This is a genomic window from Psychrobacter fulvigenes (genome assembly GCF_904846155.1).
Taxonomy (GTDB): Bacteria; Pseudomonadota; Gammaproteobacteria; order Pseudomonadales; family Moraxellaceae; genus Psychrobacter; species Psychrobacter fulvigenes.
Genome location: NZ_CAJGZP010000001.1, coordinates 467,389 through 489,625 on the forward strand (window position 1 = coordinate 467,389; position 22,237 = coordinate 489,625).

Consider the following 22,237-nt stretch of genomic DNA (forward strand, 5'->3'; position numbering starts at 1 on the left):
TGTACAAATACAAACTCATAAAATTTGCGCCAAAAAAAGACCAATAGCAATGCTACTGGTCTTCTTAGATTGAAGGGCGCAGTCATATAATGATAGCACCCTCCAATTTTTAGCAGTTATCTGTATAGACTAAATAAGCTCAGTCATACAAGATTAGTGCTCAACGCCGCCAGCACCATGTACATGGCCGTGGTTTAGCTCGTCTTCAGTCGCTGCACGTACTTCTTGGATTTCGACATCAAAGGTCAAACGCTTGCCAGCTAGTGGATGGTTTGCATCAACAGTAACGATTTCGTCGTTCACATCAGTAACAGTCACCAACATCACTTGGCCACCAGCTTCTGACTGAAACTGCATGCCAGGCTGAATGTCTTCAACGCCTTGGAAATTATCACGAGGTACTTGTTGTACTGCTTGCTCTTGATATTCACCGTAGCCATCAGCAGGCTCAACGACTGCGTTGACTTTTTCGCCAGCAGACTTACCTTCTAGTTGCTTTTCTAAGCCAGGAATGATGTTCTGGTGGCCGTGTAAATAAGCAAGTGGCTGACCTTCTGGAGATTGGTCAAGTACGTTGCCTTCGTCGTCTTTAAGCGTGTAATTGAATTTAACGGCAGTGTCTTTTGCGATAGTGGTCATAAATTATCCTAAATATATCTATGTAAAAAATTAAATACGATGGAAATAAACCTAAAAAAGCCAATCAGCAAGCCAAAAGCCACATCATTAGTCAATTATCATCAGTTTATTAGGGTAACTTTAGCAGTTAGCCTCTTTAATTGCGATGGAAGTGATAACTTTCAAGGCAAAATCATAAAAAATAGTAATATTAATGAAGTTTGAGTCAATAAAGACCCTAATCGCTGCTTTTATGTCAGTTGCGTTTTTTGGCTAGGCCTTCTACCATGGGTACAGACATTATAATAAGCATTTTTCCTGAATCATATAACTCGTATAAATAAACTTACATAATTAAAGTAACTACTATGAATAAAACTCTTATGACCAAATCCACGACCGACGCTGCTGCGGCTGCTGATATTGACTATATTCTTGATTTTGCCCGTTTCAATGAGCATTTGGTCGATATCACCCTCAGCTTTACCGCAAATACATCGGCTCCTCGTTTATGGTTGCCAGCATGGATACCAGGCAGCTATCTGATGCGTGAGTTTGCGCGTCATATTACCGCTGTATATTATCAAATAAAAGACGAAAATACTGATGATGAAAATACCGTTGACGACGGTGTTCTGCAGCGGGCGCACAAAGTTGACAAAAACACTTGGCAATTGCCAACCGTAAAAGCAGGGCAGACGCTGAGTGTGCATTATGAAGTCTATTGTTATGATTTGTCTGTGCGTACCGCCTATGTCGATCAGCAGCGTCTCTATGGCAACTTTACCTCGCTGGCTTTGGCGGTGGAAGGGCAGGAGCAGCAGCCCATACAAGTGAGCTTACTGGTACCAACCGCATTTGTAGCAGCGCAAGATTTAACGATAAAAGGTAGCGAGGTAGTGCTTGCTTGCGGGCTTGAGTCCACGCATTTACAGAGTGAAGATCAACACGGCTATCAGCTACATGCCGAGAGCTATCACGATCTCATTGATCATCCGTTTGAGATAGCAGCCCAACAGTCATTTGATTTTATTATTCAAGATAACGCGCATCAGACTTTGAGTCATCGCTTCTTCATCTCTGGTAAACACAGTACTAATATGGGTCGCTTGCAGCAAGATATCACCCAAATTTGTCAGACGTATCTCAATTGGCTAGAGGATGCGCCATTTGCTGACTATACCTTTATGACTTATGCCAGTGGCAACGACTATGGTGGTCTTGAGCATATCAACTCGACCAGTCTCATTACGCCGCGTAATGATCTGCCAAGTCGTGATGAGCCACAGATACCAAGCAGCGATTATCAGCGCTATTTGGGACTCTGTAGTCATGAGTATTTTCACGCATGGTGGGTCAAGACCGTGCGCCCAGATGTCATGATAGACGTGGATTTACGTAAAGAAGCCTTTACGCCGTTACTATGGGTGTTTGAAGGTTTTACTTCTTACATCGATGACTTCATGTTGCAAGCATCAGGCGTGATTGACAAAGCCAGCTATCTTAAGCTGTTGGCTGAGCAGATCAATCGCTATCATCAGACCGATGGCCGCGCGCATCAAAGTGTCGCTGAATCAAGTTTTGACGCTTGGATTAAACTCTATCGTAGTGATGAAAATACCGGTAACGCAGGCATAAGCTACTACAATAAAGGGGCATTGGTCGCATTGTGTTTAGACTTAACACTACTGCAAAAAAGCGACGGTCGCTACCGTCTGTTTGATGTGGTCAAGGCGTTTTATGAGCAAGCAAAACAAAACGATAATAAGCGCATTGGGATTAGTAGCGCCGATATGGGCACAGTCATCAGTCAGTTTATGACCCAAGCAGAATGGCAGGATTTTGAGCACCGCTATGTCAATGGCATCGATGCGCTGCCTATTGATCAGCTACTAACAGCCAATGGCATCGAAATACATAGTGATAAAAAAGACAGCACACTGCCTTGGGGTATCAGTGTACAAGAGATCCCTGAAGGCTTGCGAGTCAATAAGGTGCTGCGAGATAGTGTCGCAAGCGCAGCAGGACTCTCAGCTAAAGATGTTATCATCGCAATTGATGGTATCAAAGCCGACAAAAAACAACTGAAAAACGCTGCTAAGTCTGACAAGGTAATGAGTTGCCATGCTTTTCGCCGTGATGAGCTCATGATGTTTGAAGTACACACCAGTACAGCTTCAGGCGTATCTGCCAATCCGAGATTAAACAAAGTCAGCTTAGCGCTAAAGGAATCAGGGTTTGAGGACTGGTTAACTGTTGATTTTACTAAATAACAGATCTTTTAAATCTATGCATTAGCTAAAGCGCTGCTGTAGATAGGCGATAATATCATCTGATTCATACATCCATTTGACATTATCGCCCTCATCAATACGTAAGCAAGGCACTTTGATGTGTCCACCGTTTTCAGCCAACTCACTGCGAAACTGCTCATTATTTTTGGTATCACGCAGCTCGATGGGTAAGTTTAGCTTATGCATGTGCCGACGTACTTTGACACAAAACGGACATAACTGGAACTGATACAAAGATAGGTTATTGCAAGCCTCATTCACTTTGGCTTGCGCCTCTGGCGTACGTTTCATCGCAGCACCTTGAGTTAAAATATTCAAGGCAGCGATGATGCGTCCTAAACCTGTCCGTATAATGCTAATTAACATCTGTACCTCTATATCTTATATTGTGTGTGTGAATGGTCTCTGAAAAAACATAGCTGTGCCCGATTCCTCTAATCACCATAATGCTTGGTAGACGGTGATAGAATGATACTATTTTTGTTCTACCTTGCTCTCTTGCGCTTCACGCTCAGTGACACTAACATCTGATTCATTTTCTGTATCCAAGTCATTTTGCTCATCTGAATCAATCAAAGAATCGTTTGTTGCAAGCCAGTTTTCTGTCGTCTGAATTCGGCGCTGCTGTGCATCGATGATTTGTAAGGCAAGGTCTCGCATTTCTTCATCTGTACCGTACTTTAGCTGTATCAGCGCCATATCTACAGCGCCCACGTGTAGCGATAGCATACTACGTGCAAAGGCTATATCTGCCACTGAAGCTGTGATACCTTTTTCCATATCCTCATACATATCTTCTATATCATCGGCGTAAGCTTGCTGCATGGCTTCGGTATTAGGCTTAGATTTGGCAGCATCAGGATGGCTAGCAAGCCACCTTCTCATCGTATCAATTTTAAGCTGCTGATTATCGATGATATCTTCTGCCAGTGCGCGCATCTCGGCATCAGTACCATATTTTAATTGAATCTGTGCCATATCGACGGTACCGCGATGGTGTCCAAGCATACTTTTGGCAAATGCAGTATCAGGATCGTTGTAGACCATACCAATCAGCATCTCATCATTCATTCTGCTTATAGCTCTGGTATAGTCGTTAAACATATCTATAATCTTGGTATCGTCTACCGTCTCAACTTCGGCGACCTCTGCACTTGAATCTTGCTCTGCTTCTATGTCGTCAGTAACATCCGCTTCAGGAGTAGCGACTGGCGGCGTCACAACTTCCTCAGTAGCAGTAGGCTCGGTATCCTCAGGTTTTGGCTGACAAGCACTAAGCGCAAGGGCTGCGGTGACGCCAAGAGCGATAACGGATATACGATAAGAAGAAGTCATGATATGTCCTTAATATAAGATAGGAAATATAGGCGGGCAAAATATACAATGTAAGATAAGTATCGATATATATAATAGTATATGAATACTAGCAGATAAACCTTACCAATTCGAGACGCTACTTCTAAAGAATGGTAAGGTTTGTGATATGTCAGTAGGCAAACTAATCTCGTATACCCAGCTGCTGGCAACGCTCACTATTTAAGTGTATACGAACAAACTCACCGACAGCTAAATGGCCTAACTCAAACCCAGCCACTGACCAGCGAATCAAACGCAGGCAAGGTAACCCTACGTGTGCTGTCATACGTCGCACTTGACGGTTTTTACCTTCATAAATGGTTAGCATCAGCCATGAGTCTGGTACGCTCTTACGCTCACGTATCGGTGGGTCTCGTTGCCAAAGCGACATTGGTAATTCATCTTCAGCGACGTGTTTGACTTCGGCAGGCAGGGTTTTACCATCTTTGAGCATCACGCCCTTTTGCAGCTCACTGAGTTGTTTAGAAGTAGGGCTGCCCTCAACTTGCACTAAGTAAGTCTTGCCTTGTTTATGCCCAGCATTGGCTTTGGGTGGATGGGTAATGGCTTTATTGACTCGTCCATCATTGGTCAAAATCAACAAACCCTCTGACGTAGCATCAAGCCTACCTGCGACTCTTAATGACTTATCGGTAAAGTACGGTGCTAGCGTTGAGTGAGCATTATTACTGTCATCGCGAAACTGACTTTGCACGCCGTAAGGCTTATTGAACAAAATAAGGCTTGAGGTCGACATAAAGTAAAACTTCCTAAAATAACAAATATAGTCGGAGCACTTTTAAACCGCTACGGTGTTACCCGCCCTAGATGTACTTAGTGTACTATCTGCGGTCGGTCGCCTTGTAACGATTTTAAAATTACTTAATTATAGATAAAATCTGTTTTGAGAGATAATAAGCTGTGAAATCTAATGGTTCTGATAAGACGGCTTGTTTTAAATTTAACACGGGCACTTGTCAAAAGATGTTCTTTTCATTTTAACACTAACTGTGTCTAGAATGATTTATGACATCATTTATAAAAGCTTTATAATTGACACAAAAAAACACCCCAAAAGTCTGAGACTTTTGGGGTGTTTATAGGTTGAGTATGCTATAGGTCAGGTTTGCTTAACTTGACCTATAAAAGCAGTCCAATAACTAATAACTTTAGTACGCAATTATAACGAGGCTATCGTGTCATTGAATAAAGCACTTGGGCGCATTACTTGCTTGGCCAACTCTTCATCTGCATAGTAGTAGCCTTTGATATCTACAGATTTGCCTTGAACCTCATTCAGCTCTTTGACAATGGCTTCTTCGTTGTCTTTTAGCTTTTGTGCGAATGGTGTAAATTGCTCTTTTAATTCGCTATCTTGATCCTGCGCCGCCAGCTCCTCGGCCCAGTACATGGCTAGATAGAAATGGCTACCGCGGTTGTCTAACTCACCCGTTTTGCGTGATGGTGACTTATCGTTTAACAGCAGCTTTTCGGTCGCTGTATCGAGGGTGTCTGCCAATACTTGTGCTTTGGGGTTGTCGTCGTTATTGGCCAAATGCTCCAAAGATACCGTCAAGGCCAAGAACTCACCCAAGGAATCCCAACGTAAGTGGTTTTCTTCTACCAGCTGCTCGACATGCTTCGGAGCAGAACCACCAGCGCCTGTCTCAAACAGACCGCCACCTTTCATTAATGGTACTACTGATAGCATCTTGGCGCTGGTTCCTAACTCTAGAATTGGGAACAAGTCAGTTAGGTAATCACGTAAGATGTTACCTGTCGCAGAGATAGTATCAAGACCACGAGCAACGCGCTCTAAGGTATAACGCATGGCACGAACCTGTGACATGATTTCAATGTGCAGGCCTTCAGTGTCATGATCTTTTAAGTAGGTTCTAACTTTTTTGATCAGCTCATTTTCGTGTGGACGATATGGGTCTAACCAAAAGATGACAGGGGTGTCTGATTCACGTGCACGGCGAACAGCGAGCTTCACCCAGTCTTGAATTGGCAAGTCTTTGACTTGACACATGCGCCAGATATCACCCTTTTCAACACGCTTTTCGAGCAGTACTTCGTCGGTATCAGCGTCGACAATACGGGCAATACCTGCATCGCTAGACTCAAAAGTCTTATCATGTGAGCCGTACTCTTCAGCTTTTTGTGCCATGAGGCCTACGTTAGGAACCGTACCCATAGTAGTTGGATCAAAGTTACCATGCCACTTACAGAAATTAATCATTTCTTGATAGATACGGGCAAAGGTAGACTCAGGCATGACGGCTTTACAGTCATATAGCTTGCCATCAGCGCCCCACATTTTACCGCCATTACGAATCATAGCAGGCATAGAAGCATCGACGATGATGTCGCTTGGCGAATGGAAGTTGGTAATCCCTTTTGCCGAGTCAACCATGGCCAGACGTGGGCGATGCTCTTGACAAGCATGCAAGTCTTGCTCAATCTCTTCACGCTTCGATGCTGGCAATGTTGAGATTTTGTCGTATAGATCAGCCATACCGTTATTGACGTTAATGCCTAGCTCATCAAAGAAATCGCCATGTTTTTCAAAGGCTTCTTTGTAGTAGATTCTAACCGCATGTCCAAAGACGATAGGGTGTGATACCTTCATCATGGTGGCTTTTACGTGCAGTGAGAATAAGATGCCAGCCTCACGGCAATCTTCCATTTCACGCTCATAGAACTCTAGCAGCGATTTTTTGCTCATGACCATCAGATCAATGACTTCTTTGTCTTGTAGAGCGATTTCAGGCTTCAAAACTTTCGTGCTGCCATCATCAAGTAACAAGTCCATACGTACGGTACGGGCTTTGTCCAAGGTCATCGATTGCTCGCCATCATAGAAGTCGCCGCCATGCATGTGCGACACGTGCGTGCTTGACCACTGTTTCCATTCACCCATCGAGTGTGGATGTTTGCGAGCATAGTTTTTGACGGCTTTAGGGGCACGGCGGTCTGAGTTACCTTCACGTAATACTGGGTTCACCGCACTGCCTAGGGCTTTACCATAACGCTTACGCAGCTCTTTTTCTTCGTCAGTCTGCGGGTCTTCAGGAAAGTCAGGTAACGCATAGCCTTTGCTTTGCAGCTCTTTGATGGCGGCTTTAAGCTGTTGCACAGAGGCACTGATGTTTGGCAATTTGATAATATTGGTATTTGGGTCTTGTGTCAGACGACCAAGCTCAGCTAGGTTATCTGGAACGCGCTGTTCTTCAGTTAAGTAGTCGGGGAATTCAGCCAATACACGCGCGGCAACAGAGATGTCACTGGTCTCAACAGCAATCCCTGCTGTCTTGGTAAATGCTTCAACAATAGGTAAGAATGAAAGGGTCGCAAGCGCTGGGGCTTCGTCAGTTTTGGTATAAATAATCTTTGACATTTATAATTGTTCCTCTAGTCTGTGGTGAATAATAAAGCTCAAATATAGCTTAATAAATCTATGCAATAACGGACTATATGATTAGATCGAGTTCATCAATATAGTCTTTAGGAAAAAGTCTCTGGAAATTTTCGAGACTGCTTAAACACTTTCTTTCGCCAACATTAACTTTGGCTAGTTTTCATCAAAATGACACTTTGATAACCGTCTTAGCGACTGATATCTAAGCTATCTGACATTTGAGTACTTATAGCTGATAAGTACGGGCAGCTGATAAGTACTGGCGGCATATTATAGTGAATCCACTATAAATCCGATACGATGTCAATCCCGTATCATGAACTAAGTGTACTGTTTTCGCTCATATCCTATGTATCAGAATTATATTAAGCTGATAACAACCTTATTCTACCAGTCATCAGCATCAATATCATCTTTTCCATTGAAGTAGCCTATCTTTAGTCTCTTTTTAGAGTCGCTATGGTCAAAAAGACATAAGCACCCTCGGTATAACTACCTTTAATAGAATATCTGTACTCAATACTGTCATTAAAAACAAAAACCCACCTAAAGTCATCTGCATTTTTGTAGATGATTGTTTAACCTTATTTAGCAATCCTTGCAGAACCTCTCTAGTTGCAGGGTTTATGATGTTTACAGAGGGTGTCTGCAGATTTTTGCAAATTGTGACAGCATCAGGGCAAAAATTTGGTAGGCTAAAGCACTATATAAAAGACAGAGTGGGTGTTATGAATTTACAATATGCGCTACTCAATGATACCAGTTGGCAGAGTCAAACAGATTGGCAGATCCCTGATACGCCATTTATGTCTTTTGCCTTTTGGCAAGCATTGACAGAGACGGGTGCGATTGGCGAGCAGGCGGGCTGGCTGCCGATATTTATATTAGTACATCGTGTAGCAGCTAGCTCAACAGATGATGAGCAAAATAACGAAGATTATGTTGCAACTGACAGTGCACAAAAAGCTGAAGAAGTTGAAACAACGACAGTGACGCAATCTGTTGCTGTGTTACCCGTATTTATAAAGAACCATCATCGCGGCGAGTTTGTGTTTGATCATGCTTGGGCAGAAGCCTACGCCCGTTACGGTGTTGATTATTATCCAAGGCTGGTGACCAGTGCGCCTTATACCCCGATTACTGGTCAGCGGCTATGGTTGGCAGAAGGTGAGGTGCTGACGGCTGATATTTTGCAGACGGCAATAGCAGGGGTGGACGATATTTCTCAGCAAGTGGGTGCATCAAGTTGGCATGGGTTGTTTGTGACGCCTGAGCTGGCTTCTGTTGCGAGCGCAGCGATGCCTACGGATGTCGATATAGAGCGTGCGCTCGCCGCCCAAGATAATGGTTTAGAGCCAACCGCTATCGATATACCAATACTTGAGCGTCAAGGCTGTCAGTTCTTGTGGCAAAATAAGAATTTACTTGACGATGAGCAGCCATTTACAGACTTTGATGCCTTCTTAATGACCCTGACAGCAAAGAAGCGCAAAAATATTCGCGCTGAACGCAAAAAAGTTGCGAGACAAGGTATCCGCTGCGTCCGAAAATGCGGTGAGGACATTACTGAGGGAGACTGGAAAGCGTTTTATCACTGTTATGTGATGACCTATGCCATACGTGGGCAGAGACCATACTTAAGTGAAGCCTTCTTTAAAAAGCTGGCGCAAAGCATGCCTGAGCATCTGTTTTTAGCGCAAGCTTATAATGAGAGTGACGAGATTATTGCCAGCAGTTTGTTTTTATACGATAAACCTCATAGCAAAGGCGCTACTCTTTATGGCCGCTATTGGGGCGCACTGGGTGAGTACGATAGCCTGCATTTTGAGCTCTGCTATTATCAAGGCATTGAGTTTGCCATTGAACAGGGCTTGACATATTTTGATCCCGGTACTCAAGGTGAGCATAAGTTAATACGCGGTTTTATCCCAACCAAGACGCACTCGTTACATCGCATCTATGACCCGCGCTTCGTGCCAGCTATTAGCGACTTTTGCACAAAAGATCGGATGCATATGGCGCAGTATCGCAAGCAAGCGCATGAGGCATTGCCATTTAACAGTGATAATATGCCATCCTTTGATTCTTGATAACCATCACTTATGATGATTCATTATCATAAGTCACGATTCACGTGAGCCTTCTTCTTTTAGCACTCAACAATTAGCTATTTACTATGTCCAATAACCACTCTACAACTTGTACGCCTGCGGCTGAGCTATTGGCTTGGCTGAATGCGGAAGGCTCTCTGACTGCCATGCTAGAACAAAAAGCAGGACAGCCATTACGCGTAGAGCGCAGCTTTGAAGGCTATCGCTCGCTGTCTTTAGCCCAAAAAAAGCAACTCGGCGTGCAAGGCGCCATGCTCAATCGGCCCATGTTGGCATGGGTGCGTGAAGTACAGTTGTATGGTAACGATGAAAGACCATGGGTAGCAGCGCAAAGCATCTTTCCACTGCCTAGTCTAAAAGGGCGTGCACGGCGTTTGCAGCAGCTAAAAGGCACGCCCATTGGCTATGTCATGTTTAAGCGCTGCCGTACACTGCCAAGCCAGCGTTTCATTGCTCAGACGGCTGCTGGTTGGCAGCGACAAACGCGTTATGACTGGTATGGTCGCAAGCTGCTCATTAGTGAGACTTTTTTGTCAGCCTTTTGTCAGATTCTTTAAGTGCTTATAGATGCTTTGCTTTTCATTTGTCACAACACCAAGTCAGTTATGCTAGTTAGTAAAATGAAGCTTTAGTAAGGCGCCTTTATGATGTTAAATGAATTGTTTTGTATCGCTATTATAGTTAATTGTCAGACTAATAAACTCACTCATGCCAAGATGAGTTTTTTGCGCTCGTAACATAAAGTTTCATGTTACACTTGATTGCAGCGATATCTCAGATGCAAAAACGCATCAAAACTATTGCTGAGAACGAGACGCTAGCTTAGGCTTCTCCCCCTCTAACAGCTCCCTCCTAATAATAGTGAATACATAGGACATCAATATGTTTAAAGATATATCTATCAAAGATTATGATCCTGAGCTTTCTGCTGCTATGGAAGCCGAAAGTGTTCGTCAAGAAAACCACATCGAGCTTATTGCATCAGAAAACTACTGCTCGCAAGCAGTCATGGAAGCACAAGGCACAGATCTCACCAATAAGTATGCTGAAGGCTATCCTGGCAAGCGCTATTATGGTGGCTGTGAGCACGTTGACGTGGTCGAGCAGTTGGCGATTGATCGTGCAAAAGAGTTGTTCGGTGCCGAGTATGTCAACGTACAGCCGCATTCAGGTAGCCAAGCAAACTCAGCAGTATTTTTGGCGCTGCTTGATGCCAACGATACCGTACTTGGCATGAGCCTAGATGCTGGTGGTCACTTGACGCACGGCGCACATATTAACTTCTCAGGTCTCAACTATAACGCCGTACAATATGGCTTAGTTGAAGAGACAGGCCTGATTGATTATGACGAAGTGGAGCGTTTGGCAAAAGAGCACAAGCCTAAAATGATTATTGCTGGTTTTTCAGCGTACTCACAGGTTGTGGACTGGCAGCGTTTCCGTGAAATCGCTGACGAAGTAGGTGCCTACTTACTCGTTGATATGGCGCACGTTGCTGGCCTTATCGCTGGCGGTGTTTATCCAAACCCAGTACCATTTGCTGATGTGGTTACCACTACGACGCATAAAACCTTACGTGGCCCACGCTCGGGTATGATTCTTGCCCGTGACGAAAAGCTTGCCAAAAAGCTCAATTCTGCGGTATTCCCAGGCAACCAAGGTGGCCCGCTGATGCATGTGATCGCTGCTAAAGCGGTTTCATTCAAAGAGGCATTAGAGGACAACTTCAAAACTTATCAGCAGCAAGTGGTCAAAAATGCAAAAGCAATGGCGAAAGCTATCCAAGAGCGTGGTTATGAAATCATCTCTGGTGGTACTGAAAACCATCTGATGCTGATCAGCCTAGTTAAGCAAGAATTGACTGGTAAAGAAGCAGACAAGTGGCTGGGTGATGCGCATATCACGGTCAATAAAAACGCTGTACCAAACGATCCAAAATCTCCTTTCGTCACTTCTGGTATCCGTATCGGTACGCCAGCGATTACGACACGCGGTTTTAACGAAGCGCAAGCTGGTGAGCTGGCAGGTTGGATTTGTGACGTACTAGATAGCCGCGGCGATGAAAAGGTCGCTGCTGAAGTGCGTGCTAAAGTAGAAGCGATCTGTAAAGAGTTACCAGTTTACGAAAAAAACCAGTAAGCCAGTTCTCTTAATTTTAGTCAGCACTTATTGAAAATAGTGAAAATAGTAAAAATAGTATAAAATAAAAACCGCTTAGCTTTTGCTAGGCGGTTTTTTGTTGGCAACTTTCCTGCAAACTAATCTTTCTTCAACGCATGACTGTCTTCTAAGATAACGGTAAACCTCTCGTGTAACCAAGGCTCAAGCTCATCAATGGCTTGGTTATAGAGTTTTGGCCCTATTAGCTCGAGTAAAAAATCTAATAATATTTTTGCTGGAAAGTCCTCAAGTTCAAATTCAAGCTCATCTCTCATATAACATTTTAAGCTATCTATGATGGCGTCTTCATCTTCAGCGGACAGTTTTATACCTCTTTTGTTTTTCATTGTTTCCTCTGCAATTACTTAAATTGTGAAAGCCATCCTATAGCTTACTAGATGCGGTAGGTTATAACCTCTCATTCAGCAAGTTAAGCAAAACAGACTTCTATTAAGTGAGCTGCGCCATCCATAGATTAATGGCAAATCCAATGAATATGAAGCCAGTAAAACTCATGCTTGCTATGATTAGCCTGGGTGACTGGCTAAATTTACGCGATAGGTTTTTACCAGAAAACACCATCACGCTTTGGTAGCTGACACTGATGATTTGCAGAATTACTGCCAATATAAAAAAAGATAAAAACGGATGCGGATAGGCGGGATCAACGAACTGTACAAAGAACGATAAGAAAAACAGAATGCCTTTGGGATTGGTCAAGCTAAGGAGCAGGGCGCGATAAAAGAAGTTTTGACTTGTTGGCGGTGTAGAGAGCTTGGGCTCGGCATCGGCAAGTAGTGCTCTATGACGAAAGGTTTGATAAGCTCCCATGAGTAGCTTGACCCCAAGGTATAGCAAATATAAGCCGCCAATCAGCTTGATACCATTGAACAGGACTGGGTATAGCTTGAGTAGACCACCAACCCCAAGTACAGTGACTAGCATCAAAATACTATCACCCACAAAGATACCCGCTACTGCGCGGTAGCCTTTGCGCACGCCATGGGCGGCTGCGACAGATAGGCAATACAGGCTGTTTGGACCTGGCAATAATATGATGATGATTGAACCGATGATATATGCGGTAAGATCAGTAATGCCAAACATAAAAAGTCCTTTACCACGCCCAAATATAGTCGGAGTACTTTTAAACCGCTACGGTGTTACCCGCCCTAGATGTACTCAGTGTACTATCTGCGGTCGGTCGCCTTGTAGCGATTTTAAAATTCCTTGACTATAAAAGCCCCAATTATAAAATATAATCGGGGCTTATTTATATCAATTCAGTCTTATTTGATGACTAAAGTCACATAAACGGTAAATTAACGAAGATCTGCAATACCGTAGCGTTGACGATATCGACAAAGAAAGCACCAACCATAGGTACAATCAAAAACGCTTTATACGAGGGTAAGTAACGATCGGTGACCGCTTGCATATTAGCAATCGCCGTCGGAGTTGCACCCATACCAAAACCACAATGTCCTGCTGATAAAACCGCTGCATCGTAGTTTTTGCCCATGATTTTAAAGGTCACAAAGTACACATATATAATCATGACCACTGTTTGTACCAGCAAGATAATCAATACTGGGCCTGCCAGATCAGTCAGCTGCCATAGTTTCAACGATAGTAATGCCATGGCCAAAAACAGACTCAAAGAAGCGTTACCTAATACATCAATGGCACGGTCAAACATATCAAAGTTAAAGAAGATGGTGAGGACGTTACGAATAATCACCCCGCCTGCCAGTGCCCAAACGAACGTTGGTAGCTCAAACCAAGTATCTGCGGCAACCAAAGTCATGGTCTCTGCAAACGCCAAAGCACCAGCAAACAGCGCTAAGGTCTCAATCGTAGAAGAGGCTGTAATAAGGCGAATATGGTCAGGTTTTTCAAAGATTTCTTTATCACCAAGAATATCGTCTTCATCGTGTTTGGTGCTATACAGCGACTGCGCGCCAGCGACTTTTTCGATATCGCTTGGATCTGGGTTGTAAGGGGTTGGTTTTATCCCAAGCTTTTGAATCAATCGATGAGCCACAGGGCCACCAACCACGCCGCCCGCTACCAAGCCATAGGTTGCAACCGCGATACCCAGTGTCGTCGCTCCGACCACGCCGTATTCTTGCTCTAAGGTAATGCCCCAAGCGCCTGCTGTTCCATGGCCACCAGTTAAAGCAATAGAGCCTGTCACCAATCCAAGCAGAGGGTCAAGTCCAAGCACGCTGGCCATAGCGACGCCAACGACATCTTGTAGAACAATGAAAACTGAGACCACAATAGTGAAAATTAACAATGGCGTACCGCCGGCTTTAAGCTTGCTAAAATCAGCACTCAGTCCAATAGAGGCAAAAAACATCAGCATGGTGGCCGTCTGTAGGCCTTGGTGAAAGTTAAAACTAAATCCCCAAAATATATTGAGCACATAAACAATAATCGCAGCGACCAAACCGCCTGCAACAGGTTCTGGAATATTAAAGTTTTCCAAAAACTTAATATTTTTTACTAAAAAGCGTCCTAGCAGTAGCACTAAAGTGGCTAAGATCAGCGTATAGTAGCCGTTTAAAGTAATTTCCATAAGTTAATCCTTTTTATTATTAAGGGAAGAAAGTAAGTAGCAGGGATAAATTATTTATCTTCACTCGGTACCACAATCCATAACTGCGGTTTGCCAAAATCCTTATAAGCATCCTCAATTATGCTTCTAAAAACATTCAAGTCTTCGGTGTTTATCTTTTCTACGCCAACCAAACAAAGCTGCAAATGGCTGACATCGCTATCGGTCAAGCAGTCCCAAGCACTGTCCCAATTATGAGCAAAGTAGCTGGGAAAATGACACGCTTTGGCTAAGCTGGTTAACAGAGTGGCTTTATCAAGCACACCATTAATCGGAATCTTAACAGCCTGCTCAGGAATGCTATCACTTAGTGTTGTACCGTTTTGGTTAATACTGTTTTGGTTAACGCCGTTTTGGTTAATATAGTAAATGGCTTGGCTCATATCAGTTCACATCCAGTTTGGTAAAGCTATCGTAATGGTCGATGGTCAAATAATAGACGGTAGGGGGATTGCCACCCGTGACAATACGCCGCGCCCCTCGATGAGAAACTCCAGGCGTGGGTACGGTGTATTCTCGGTAGTAGCCTTGAGACTGCGTGGGTAGTCTGCCTTCGCGATTATAAAACGTCGTGCCGTCTTTGTGAGGATAGGGGAAGGGCCCGCCTTGCTGAATCAAAGCGACTGTTTGGTCTATCTGTGGGTCACCAGTGATAGAGCTTGTATCCGTCTCAACATAAGAAGGCGACGGCATAGAGCTAGACTGAACCTCATCATTAAATAAGGTCGGCTTTAATTCTGTATAGCCGAAGAAGACGATCGCTATAACTGTTAGAATACTGATTGCGGTAGACTTCCAGCCCTTTGTATTCTGTCCATGACTATTTCGATTAGAGTTGCTATGTCTATTAGATCTGTTGTTTTTATTAGGGCGCTTAGGACTGCTTCGATGGTTTGAGCTATTGTCGTCATTTCGGTCCGAATCTGTTGACGTATGCTTAGAGGAAGATGAGTTTTCTAAGATACTTAATGAAGAATCGGTCACTTCAGTAGCTCGCAATTGATTTTTATCATTACGTTCACTATTGAAATAAACCTGCTGACCCTCCATCGGCTGCTGCGAGAGCTTCCATGTGCTGATATGAAAAAACACATCCTCACGCTGATTATTAGCGTCGATAAAGCCATAACCTTTATCTGAATTATAATATTTGACTTTACCACTTTGCATGAGCGCGTTTTCCTGTAGGTTTTGTATCTTTTAGCAGCATGTGCAACGTACTTATTTTTACTAATAAAAAACGCCAGCAATTACGCTGACGTTTTTTTGTGGATTATACTTTAAATTGTACTATAAATGGCAAATTAAGCGCGAGTCTCGCCATGCCCATAGACGATCCATTTTTGCGAGGTGAGACCTTCCAGTCCAACAGGACCGCGCGCATGGATTTTGTCGGTTGAGATACCGATTTCTGCACCCAGACCATATTCGAAGCCATCAGCAAAACGGCTAGAGGCGTTAATCATCACGCTTGCCGAGTCTACTTCACGGATAAAGCGCTGCGACTTGCTATAGTTGTCAGTAATGATGACATCGGTATGCTGACTGCCATGAGTGTTGATATGCTCAATCGCTTCATCAATGCCGCTCACTACCTTGATGGCTAAGATAGGCGCAAGGTATTCGGTATCCCAGTCCTCAGACGTGGCGGCAGATAGATGACCGTCAAGCTTGGCATTACCATTCAAGATATTTTGCGACTTATCATCGAGACGTAGCTGCATGGCATCATCGGCTGCAACAATGGCTTCGGCAATCTTCGGTAATAGCTCATCTGCAACGGCTTCATCGACCAATAGCGTCTCCATGGTATTACACGTACCGTAGCGATGGGTCTTGGCATTGACACTGACTTCGATGGCGATACTTGGCTCGGCATCCCGATCAATAAAGGTGTGGCAGTTACCGTCTAAATGCTTAATAACGGGCACTTTTGCGTCATTGCTGATACGTTCAATCAGGCCTTTGCCGCCACGAGGTACGATTACGTCCACATATTCTGTCATGGTGATCAGCTCACCGACAGCAGCGCGATCTGTGGTTTGTAGCACTTGCACGCTATGCTCTGAGAGACCAGCGTTTTTTAGACCTTGATGGATACATTTTGCAATGGCTTGGTTAGACTCAAAGGCTTCAGAGCCGCCGCGTAGGATAATGGCGTTACCTGATTTTAGCGCAAGAGAGGCTGCCTCCAAAGTGACGTTGGGACGTGACTCATAAATCATACCGACCACACCTAGAGGGACACGCATCTTACCCAAATGGATACCTGAGGGGCGATAGGTCATATCTGTCACTTCGCCAATAGGATCAGGCAAGGTAGAGACGTCTTTTAGGCCTTGGAGCATACCCTCAAACCGATCGTCATTTAGCTCTAAGCGATCCAGTAGCGCAGCATCAAGGTCGTTTTTGTGACCCTTATCCATGTCAATTTTATTGGCAGCCAAAATATCTTTTTTAGCACTTTTTAATTCATCGTGAATTGCCATCAAGGCTGAGTTTTTGCTACCAGTATTGGCAGCGGCAAGTGCACGAGAGGCGGCACGTGCTTGCTGACCAACTTGTTGCATATAAGCGGTAACATCTGCGGTATTCGATTGACTCATAGAACATTTTCCTTATGTCTGTGGATGGGAGTTGTTGATGATATGGAGGGTTGTTATTCGCTATTGATTTGTTGACAGCCAGTATTGTTGGCAATGCATGAGCTACATTAAGTAGTAAGCTATATAACAGCGAATGAAAAAAAGCGAATAAAACAAAGAAAGTAGGCCAAAATAAAAAGTGGCCAAAAAACATCACTTTCTATCAATCTTCGGGGCTTTTTATCAACCTTACGGGATTATGCTATTTAACATAGAGGAGATTGGGACGATAGTAAAGACGAATTTGTGAACAGAATCTGCTTACACAGGCTTATTGAGCCCTTACGTCCCTTGTGTTTTGTCATGATTTTACCATAGGCACTCAATTGTGTAGTCGTTACGCATTCTGCACATAACTGTGCTGTAACTACTAAAGTAGTCGAGAGCAATTATGAGTATATTGAATACTGAAACCATAATTAGTTATATACCAACTTGTTCAATACTAGCTTGTTTAATACCAGCGATGGAGAGTCGAGATGACCATTATGAAAAAACCAATTAACTTGTCAACACGTAAAACTTGGCTATTTGCGTCTTTAGCCGCTGCTGCTTTAACACTTGGGGCTTGTGCAGATAAAGAGCCAGTAGCTACGGAAGATGAGACAACCATTGATGCTCAAACCACCGTGGAGCAAGAAGCAATAGCTGAAAACACGGATGATGTCGCTGTAGCAAGCGCTGATGAGAGCATGGTCGTAGGTGATAACGATGATGTTGCAGTCGCCACAGCAGATGACTCAGAAGTTCTTGATGGCAGTGAGTCAGAAGAGCATGTGTCTACCTATTAACTTAAGTTTAGTATATGTGAGTACAAAATGGCTCAGATACGTTTTTACGTTCTGAGCTTTTTTATATTGCAGCAGGTTTTGGGGAATAGGTGTAAAATTAGCCATAAAATTTGCCTTTTTACTGTATTTTGAGCGACAATGGCGCGCATCATGCCCTACATCTCTGGGCGAAAAATTATTCTGCCTTTTTATTCATATTTATTGGAAGTTTGCTAACCCATGCTTGAGACTGCCGAAAACTCGAATCGCCCGATCGCTCTAGAGCTACAAGATATTCATAAAAGCTTTGGCTCATTGGCTGTGCTCAAAGGAGTGTCACTCACTGCCTATGATGGTGATGTGATCTCTATTTTGGGCTCGTCTGGCTCTGGTAAGTCTACCTTGCTGCGCTGCATCAACTTGCTAGAAAAGCCCACCCAAGGTCGAATTATCATTGGTAATGAAGAGCTGATATTAAAGCCGACCAAATCAGGTGAGATGCAGGCGGCGAACATCAAGCAGCTAGAAAGCCTACGTGCACGAGTGGGTTTTGTCTTCCAAGGTTTTAATTTATGGCCGCACAAGACAATCTTACACAACATTATCGAAGGGCCAACACAGGTCTTAAAGATAAAAAAAGATCAAGCCATCAGCGATGCTGAAAAGCTACTGGATAAAGTAGGCTTGCTGGATAAAAAGGATGCTTACCCAGCAAACTTGTCAGGCGGTCAACGCCAGCGGGTTGCGATTGCCCGTGCATTGGCAATGCAGCCACGGGTATTGCTATTTGATGAGCCAACTTCAGCACTAGATCCTGAGCTGGTCAATGAAGTGCTGGCAGTCATGCGTGAACTAGCAGAAGAGGGGCGTACGATGTTGATTGTCACCCATGAGATGCGCTTTGCGCGTGAAGTATCAAGCCAAGTGGTTTTTTTGCATCAAGGTATCATTGAAGAGATGGGCACACCTGAGCAAGTCTTTGACAATCCAACGTCAGAGCGCGTAAAAGACTTTATGGCTTCCCATCGTCAAAACTAACAGCGTGATAAAGCGCGTTAGTTTTGAAATTATCTAATCATAAACTCTTACTTATTTTTCATTACACAATAATGACAGTCAATACGTAAAACGTTTGTTTTTGGTATTTTAGTCAGGTATTATCGATTGAATTATCGCTTATTAATACCTGTGACTCTCAGTACTAGCATGGATGGTAGCGCTGAGAGTCATGAAGATACTTATCTAAAACCAAGCAAAAACTAAGGAACGTATGATGTCGAACTCTCGTCTACTGTGGTCATCGATGACCATTACTGCAGCGCTAGCACTTAGTGCCTGTAGCCAGCCTGCTAATGAAACCACTGATGCCAACGCTGACGCTGCCACGACAGATGTCGCTGGCAAGACCATTCGTATCGCCACTGAAGGCGCATACCCTCCTTTTAACTATACCAATGCTGATGGTAGCTTAGCGGGCTTCGATATCGATGTGGCCAATGCGCTCTGCGAGCAGATGCAAGCCAAGTGTGAAATTGTCGCTCAAGACTGGGACGGTATCATTCCAGGGCTTTTAGCACAAAAGTATGACGCAGTCGTCGCTGGCATGTCGATCACTCCTGAACGCCAAGAAAAAGTTGACTTTACTGAGCCGTATTTTGCCAACACCATGGTTTGGCTAACGGACACTGATGGCAGCTTTGACCCAAAAGCGATAGCAAACCTAACGCTTGGTGGACAGCGCTCAACCACGCCAGGGGCGTATCTGCAAGATAACTATGAAGGCAAAGACGGCAACACTGTGCAGCTGTATGATAACTATGACAACGCTTACTTAGATCTAAAATCAGGCCGCAGTGATGCAGTGCTGGCCGAAAAAGTCTCTGCCAATTCGTGGCTAGCAGATAATCCTGAAGGCTTTGGCATCGTTGGTGATGAGATTGATAACGATGATAATATTGCTATCGCTGTTCGTAAAGATGACCCTCTAAAAGATGAGTTAAACAAAGCATTGAGCGAAATCCGTACCAATGGTGAGTTGGCCCGTCTTGAGCAGGCAAACTTTAGCCAGTAACCGTCAACAAACCCTGATTTAGAAACGTGATCTGATTTAGACATGAAGGAATAGCAATGATGACATCATCAATGAAAACAAAAACAATGTGGCTTGCACCACTAAGTGCGGCGATGCTTATGTTGGCTGGTTGTAGCAATGGCTCAGCCCCAGAAGAAAGTGCGGCCACTGATACCACTGCCGATGCTCCAATGAGCGTAAAAATAGCGACTGAGTCAAGCTATAAGCCCTTTAGCTATACGGATGCTGATGGCAAGCTGATTGGCTATGAGATTGAGCTAGTCGACGCTTTATGTGCGCAGATGAAAGCAGAGTGTGAGCTTATCTCTCAAGACTGGGATGGTCTTATCCCAGGTCTAAACGCACAGAAATTTGATGCCGTTATCGCTGGTATGTCAATCACCCCTGAGCGTAAAGAAGTCGTAGAATTCACTGATCCGTACTTTCATACTGGTATTATCTTAATCGGTAAAAAAGGCGATGATATCAGTGTGGCAGATCTAGCAGGGCAGCCAGTTGCTTCACAGCGCTCGACAGTGTCATCGCAGTACTTACAAGATGAGTATCCAGATGCTGATATCAAGCTTTATGATACCCAAGATAATGCCTATCTAGATCTTACTTCAGGCCGCGTACGCGCGATGATGTCAGATAAAGTGACTGGTATTGATTGGTTAAAAACTGAAGCTGGTCAAAACTATGAAGTGAAAGGCGATGAGATTAGCACTGAGGAAGATGCGATGGGCATAGCGTTTCGTAAAGGTGATCCTTTAGTGGCTAAGTTCAACACTGCTTTGGCTGAGATTAAAGCTGATGGTACCTATGATCAGATCACTGGCAGCTACTTTGGTACCAGCACCACTGCTGCTGCACAAGAAGCAGAAACAACGACCAACTAATCTACGTATATAACAACCTACGTATTTAAAGGCTTACGTATTTAAGGGTAAGTCTCTTAAAGACAAGTCGCTTAAGGTCTGCATGTTATCTAACAGAGTTTTAGGTTGATGACATAGCAGGCCTTAACTTTTTATAGAGTAAGCAGTTTATCTAGTAACAAAAACAGGAAATCAAGGATGACTATCGGTAACACGCCAAGAATGAATACTTCAAACAGCAGTTCTGTCCAGTTTATAGCCAATACTAAGTCCAACATTCGCTCTGTGCGCCGTCTATCACTGTCGCTTTTTGCAGCAATGACAGCCGCTGCTTTAGTGGGCTGTGGTAGTGGTTCAGATGCTGGTAGTGAGACCAACGCAGATAATACGGCAGCGAACGCAGCTGCGCCTGCGGGCGAGGTGTTGCGTATTGGTACGGAAGGGGCTTATGCGCCTTTTAACTATACCAATGCTGATGGAACGCTTGGTGGATTTGACGTCGATATGGCCAATGCCATCTGTGACGATATGCAGGTCACTTGTGAGATTGTTGCCCAAGATTGGGATGGTATCATTCCAGGGCTAAAAGCGGGTAAGTACGATGCCATCGTAGCGGCGATGTCGATCACACCAGAGCGCGCGCAACAAGTTGCTTTTACCGAGCCTTACTTTAGCAACTCTTTGGTGTTTTTGGCAAAAAAAGACAGCAGCTTTGACCCTAGTAAAAGCAGCGATATTAATGCTCACTCTATAGCAGCGCAGCGCTCTACGCTCTCCTCGCAGTGGTTGGAAGGCGAGTATCCAGAAGTCAATATGAAGCTATATGATACGCTAAGCAATGCATTTTTGGACTTAGAGTCAGGCCGAGTGGATGCCATGATATCTGATAAGCTACCAGCGATAGAGTGGCTAAGCTCAGAGTCTGGCGGTGACTATGCGGTCAAAGGCGATGAGATCGATATCGATGACCACTTTGCCATTGCTGTGCGTCCTGGTGATGAGCTGCAAGCAAAAATCAATCAGTCCTTGGCCAATCTAAAAGCCAATGGTACTTATGATAAAATCAATCAAAAATACTTTGCGGTGCCAACGTCTGCTACGGTAGTGACAGCCGAGTCCGAAGTTATGGCAGACAGCACTGCTCAGTAGCAGGTTGAAAGAGTCATACCTTTTTATTTTGAACTGAGGATGCTATCGTGGTCTTGCAAAAGGATATTACCAAACTGGTGATATCCTTTTTTCTTTATAAATGCTGACTGAACAGTGTTGTATTCACTGTCTTATTTTTAGCGA

The 22,237-nt window shown here is 44.0% G+C and carries 20 protein-coding genes; 9 read left to right on the forward strand and 11 right to left on the reverse strand.

Features of this window, described 5'->3' with window-relative positions:
• Positions 1-153: 153 nt before the first annotated feature.
• Complete coding sequence (locus JMX03_RS02070) at positions 154-639, reverse strand: FKBP-type peptidyl-prolyl cis-trans isomerase (RefSeq protein ID WP_201575776.1); 486 nt, start codon at positions 637-639, stop codon at positions 154-156.
• A 347-nt stretch (positions 640-986) separates the two neighbouring features.
• Between JMX03_RS02070 and JMX03_RS02075 the strand changes: the two genes are divergently transcribed.
• Positions 987-2,891: a M61 family metallopeptidase gene (locus JMX03_RS02075; RefSeq protein ID WP_227695130.1), complete on the forward strand. Its 1,905-nt coding sequence runs from the start codon at positions 987-989 to the stop codon at positions 2,889-2,891.
• Between the two features lie 21 nt (positions 2,892-2,912).
• Here JMX03_RS02075 and JMX03_RS02080 read toward each other — a convergent pair whose 3' ends face one another.
• The 4 genes from JMX03_RS02080 to JMX03_RS02095 all read right to left on the reverse strand — a co-directional run bounded on the left by JMX03_RS02080 (position 2,913) and on the right by JMX03_RS02095 (position 7,668).
• Positions 2,913-3,278 carry a glutathione S-transferase N-terminal domain-containing protein gene (locus tag JMX03_RS02080; RefSeq protein WP_201594144.1) on the reverse strand — a complete coding sequence of 122 codons (366 nt, stop codon included), beginning with the start codon at positions 3,276-3,278 and terminating at the stop codon, positions 2,913-2,915.
• A gap of 108 nt (positions 3,279-3,386) precedes the next feature.
• Positions 3,387-4,247 (reverse strand): CopM family metallochaperone, encoded by an 861-nt coding sequence (gene copM / locus JMX03_RS02085; protein ID WP_201594146.1) that lies wholly within the window; start codon positions 4,245-4,247, stop codon positions 3,387-3,389.
• 163 nt (positions 4,248-4,410) lie between these two features.
• A complete protein-coding gene (locus JMX03_RS02090) occupies positions 4,411-5,025 on the reverse strand; it encodes a pseudouridine synthase (protein WP_201594148.1) in 615 nt (204 codons plus the stop codon).
• Positions 5,026-5,448: 423 nt separating this feature from the next.
• Complete coding sequence (locus tag JMX03_RS02095; protein WP_201594150.1) at positions 5,449-7,668, reverse strand: NADP-dependent isocitrate dehydrogenase; 2,220 nt, start codon at positions 7,666-7,668, stop codon at positions 5,449-5,451.
• A 749-nt stretch (positions 7,669-8,417) separates the two neighbouring features.
• Between JMX03_RS02095 and JMX03_RS02100 the strand changes: the two genes are divergently transcribed.
• The 3 genes from JMX03_RS02100 (at position 8,418) to glyA (ending at position 11,939) form a co-directional block, all read left to right on the forward strand.
• Complete coding sequence (locus JMX03_RS02100) at positions 8,418-9,779, forward strand: GNAT family N-acetyltransferase (RefSeq protein WP_201594152.1); 1,362 nt, start codon at positions 8,418-8,420, stop codon at positions 9,777-9,779.
• 86 nt (positions 9,780-9,865) lie between these two features.
• On the forward strand, positions 9,866-10,357 hold the full coding sequence (locus tag JMX03_RS02105; RefSeq protein WP_201594154.1) for a chorismate--pyruvate lyase family protein: 492 nt from the start codon (positions 9,866-9,868) through the stop codon (positions 10,355-10,357).
• Positions 10,358-10,682: 325 nt separating this feature from the next.
• Complete coding sequence (gene glyA / locus JMX03_RS02110) at positions 10,683-11,939, forward strand: serine hydroxymethyltransferase (RefSeq protein WP_201594156.1); 1,257 nt, start codon at positions 10,683-10,685, stop codon at positions 11,937-11,939.
• Between the two features lie 119 nt (positions 11,940-12,058).
• Here glyA and JMX03_RS02115 read toward each other — a convergent pair whose 3' ends face one another.
• The 6 genes from JMX03_RS02115 to JMX03_RS02140 all read right to left on the reverse strand — a co-directional run bounded on the left by JMX03_RS02115 (position 12,059) and on the right by JMX03_RS02140 (position 17,186).
• Entirely contained in the window at positions 12,059-12,307 is a 249-nt protein-coding gene (locus tag JMX03_RS02115) for a DUF2164 domain-containing protein (RefSeq protein ID WP_201594158.1), read from the reverse strand.
• A 103-nt stretch (positions 12,308-12,410) separates the two neighbouring features.
• Entirely contained in the window at positions 12,411-13,067 is a 657-nt protein-coding gene (leuE, locus tag JMX03_RS02120; protein ID WP_201594160.1) for a leucine efflux protein LeuE, read from the reverse strand.
• Between the two features lie 199 nt (positions 13,068-13,266).
• Positions 13,267-14,541: a sodium/glutamate symporter gene (gene gltS, locus JMX03_RS02125; RefSeq protein WP_201575761.1), complete on the reverse strand. Its 1,275-nt coding sequence runs from the start codon at positions 14,539-14,541 to the stop codon at positions 13,267-13,269.
• 50 nt (positions 14,542-14,591) lie between these two features.
• The gene (locus JMX03_RS02130) at positions 14,592-14,963 is read right to left on the reverse strand and encodes a barstar family protein (RefSeq protein ID WP_201575757.1); all 372 of its coding nucleotides are present in this window, start codon (positions 14,961-14,963) and stop codon (positions 14,592-14,594) included.
• A gap of 1 nt (position 14,964) precedes the next feature.
• Positions 14,965-15,750, reverse strand: coding sequence for a ribonuclease domain-containing protein (locus JMX03_RS15090; protein WP_201594162.1), 786 nt, complete (start codon positions 15,748-15,750; stop codon positions 14,965-14,967).
• Positions 15,751-15,884: 134 nt separating this feature from the next.
• The gene (locus JMX03_RS02140) at positions 15,885-17,186 is read right to left on the reverse strand and encodes a glutamate-5-semialdehyde dehydrogenase (RefSeq protein WP_201594164.1); all 1,302 of its coding nucleotides are present in this window, start codon (positions 17,184-17,186) and stop codon (positions 15,885-15,887) included.
• Positions 17,187-17,704: 518 nt separating this feature from the next.
• Here JMX03_RS02140 and JMX03_RS02145 point away from each other — a divergent pair.
• The 5 genes from JMX03_RS02145 to JMX03_RS02165 all read left to right on the forward strand — a co-directional run bounded on the left by JMX03_RS02145 (position 17,705) and on the right by JMX03_RS02165 (position 22,093).
• Positions 17,705-18,016, forward strand: a complete 312-nt coding sequence (locus JMX03_RS02145) for a hypothetical protein (protein WP_201594166.1) — start codon at positions 17,705-17,707, stop codon at positions 18,014-18,016.
• 219 nt (positions 18,017-18,235) lie between these two features.
• Entirely contained in the window at positions 18,236-19,033 is a 798-nt protein-coding gene (locus tag JMX03_RS02150) for an ABC transporter ATP-binding protein (RefSeq protein ID WP_201594168.1), read from the forward strand.
• A 235-nt stretch (positions 19,034-19,268) separates the two neighbouring features.
• The gene (locus JMX03_RS02155; RefSeq protein WP_406947690.1) at positions 19,269-20,066 is read left to right on the forward strand and encodes a transporter substrate-binding domain-containing protein; all 798 of its coding nucleotides are present in this window, start codon (positions 19,269-19,271) and stop codon (positions 20,064-20,066) included.
• Positions 20,067-20,125: 59 nt separating this feature from the next.
• Positions 20,126-20,965 (forward strand): transporter substrate-binding domain-containing protein, encoded by an 840-nt coding sequence (locus tag JMX03_RS02160; RefSeq protein ID WP_201597708.1) that lies wholly within the window; start codon positions 20,126-20,128, stop codon positions 20,963-20,965.
• 297 nt (positions 20,966-21,262) lie between these two features.
• Positions 21,263-22,093, forward strand: a complete 831-nt coding sequence (locus JMX03_RS02165; RefSeq protein ID WP_201597710.1) for an ABC transporter substrate-binding protein — start codon at positions 21,263-21,265, stop codon at positions 22,091-22,093.
• The last annotated feature ends 144 nt before the right edge of the window (positions 22,094-22,237 follow it).